A 1,675-nucleotide genomic window follows, 5' to 3' on the forward strand; every position below is an offset into this window, starting at 1 on the left:
GGCCGCCCCCGAGGTCCGTCCGTCACCCGGACCGTCCCCTGAAGTCCGGGGCATGCGCGTCGCCCGGATGGCCCCCGAGCCGGGCCCGCGCGGCCCGGTCGGGAGAGCATCGGTGCATGAGGCCCCTCTCCCCGCGCGGCCGCACGGCGGCGGCGGCCCCGGTCCTCGCCGCCGTCCTCGCGGCGACGGCCGGGTGCGCCGACGTGGAAGGGCTGCGCAACGACGGCGACCTGGGAACGGTGCACGCCCCCCAGTCCCTGTGGACGGGCATCCACCCGGATCCGCCCGGTCCGGGCCAGCAGCCCGGTACGGCCGCAGTGGTGCCGGGGCTCCCCAAGGCCGCCGGCCCCGGCATGCGGGGCGTGGACCCGGTGGAGGTCCTGCGGGCCGACATCAAGGCCGCCACCGCCCAGGACGGCGGGACCGGACGCCTCGTCGACCCCCGGGCCGTGCAGCGGCTCGCGCGGTGTACACAGGCTGTGGACGGCGGTCCGGACTGCCCGGTGCGGCCCGCGGTCCTGCGCGACGTGACGGGCAACGGCCAGGAAGAGCTGATCACCGCCCTCGACCTCGACGGCCGGCTCAGCGAGCTGCGCGTCTACACCGTCCGCGACGACGGGTCGATCGCCCGGATCCTGTCCCGGCGCGGCGTGCTGGAGGGCGTGGAGGTGGCCGCCGAGCACCTGGCGGTCCGCGAGCCGACCTCGAACCCGGAGAAGGTCTCCGTCTCGGACTACGTCTGGGACCCCGAGGCGGGGATCATGAACCTGTCGCAGCTCACCCTCGACGACTGCCCCCGCGTGAGGAACAGCTCCACTCCGTGCTCCTCCGCGAGCCGGGGCTGAGAGGGCCGGACGCCGTGCGGGTGACGAGCAGTCTGCGCTGGAAGATCGCCCTGACCACCACGGCCGTGTGCTGCGCCGTCGCGGCCGTGCTCGGCATCCTGGTGCACAACGTGGTCGCCCGGCAGATCGTCGGAGAGGTCCGCAAGGACGCGGACCGTGACCTGGACCAGGCCCTCGCCCAGTACCGGTACGGCACCTCCTACGGCGAAGTGAACGTGGTGATCGACCCGCCCCGGCTCCCCGGGCCGCTGCGCGCCCTCGTGGCCCGCGGGCGCACCGGCAGCATGGTCGGCACCCGCGACGGCAAGCCCGTCATGTGGGCCGCCGGGCCCGCCGACGACCGGGCCCTCGCCGTCTGGCTCCCGTACGAGAGCACCCGGCACCGGCTGCGGGACGTCGACACCGCGATCCTCGCCTCCTGCGCGCTCGCCGCCGGAACCGTGGCACTGGCCGGCCTGTTCCTCGCCAACCGGATCAGCCGGCGCCTGACCACCACGGCCGCAGTGGCCCGCCGCATCAGCGCCGGCGACCTGGACGCCCGCGTGGGATTCCCCGACGGACGGCACGACCCCGGCGGAAAGGACGACGCGGCCGACGACCGCTCCCGGCGCCGACCCCGCCACCACGACGAGGTACGGGACGTCGCGCAGGCACTCGACTCGATGGCCCGCTCCCTCCAGGAACGCATCGAGGCCGAGAAGCGCTTCACCGCGGACGTCGCGCACGAGCTGCGCACCCCGCTCACCGGCTCGCTGGCCGCGGCCGCCCCCCCGCCCGGGGGGCGCCCCCCCGAGATGTTAAACCTACGGGGGAAAGCCCAGCACCAGGGC

The 1,675-nt window shown here is 75.6% G+C and carries 2 protein-coding genes; both read left to right on the top strand.

Annotated features, from left to right (window positions below; translation table 11 throughout):
• Window positions 1-116: 116 nt before the first annotated feature.
• Window positions 117-845 carry a hypothetical protein gene (locus ACFXA3_RS42195; RefSeq protein ID WP_385196776.1) on the top strand — a complete coding sequence of 243 codons (729 nt, stop codon included), beginning with the start codon at window positions 117-119 and terminating at the stop codon, window positions 843-845.
• Between the two features lie 20 nt (window positions 846-865).
• The coding region (locus ACFXA3_RS42200) for a HAMP domain-containing protein (RefSeq protein WP_385196779.1) at window positions 866-1,675 on the top strand (810 nt) is incomplete at its 3' end.

The organism is Streptomyces sp. NPDC059456 (assembly GCF_042750055.1).
GTDB lineage: Bacteria > Actinomycetota > Actinomycetes > Streptomycetales > Streptomycetaceae > Streptomyces.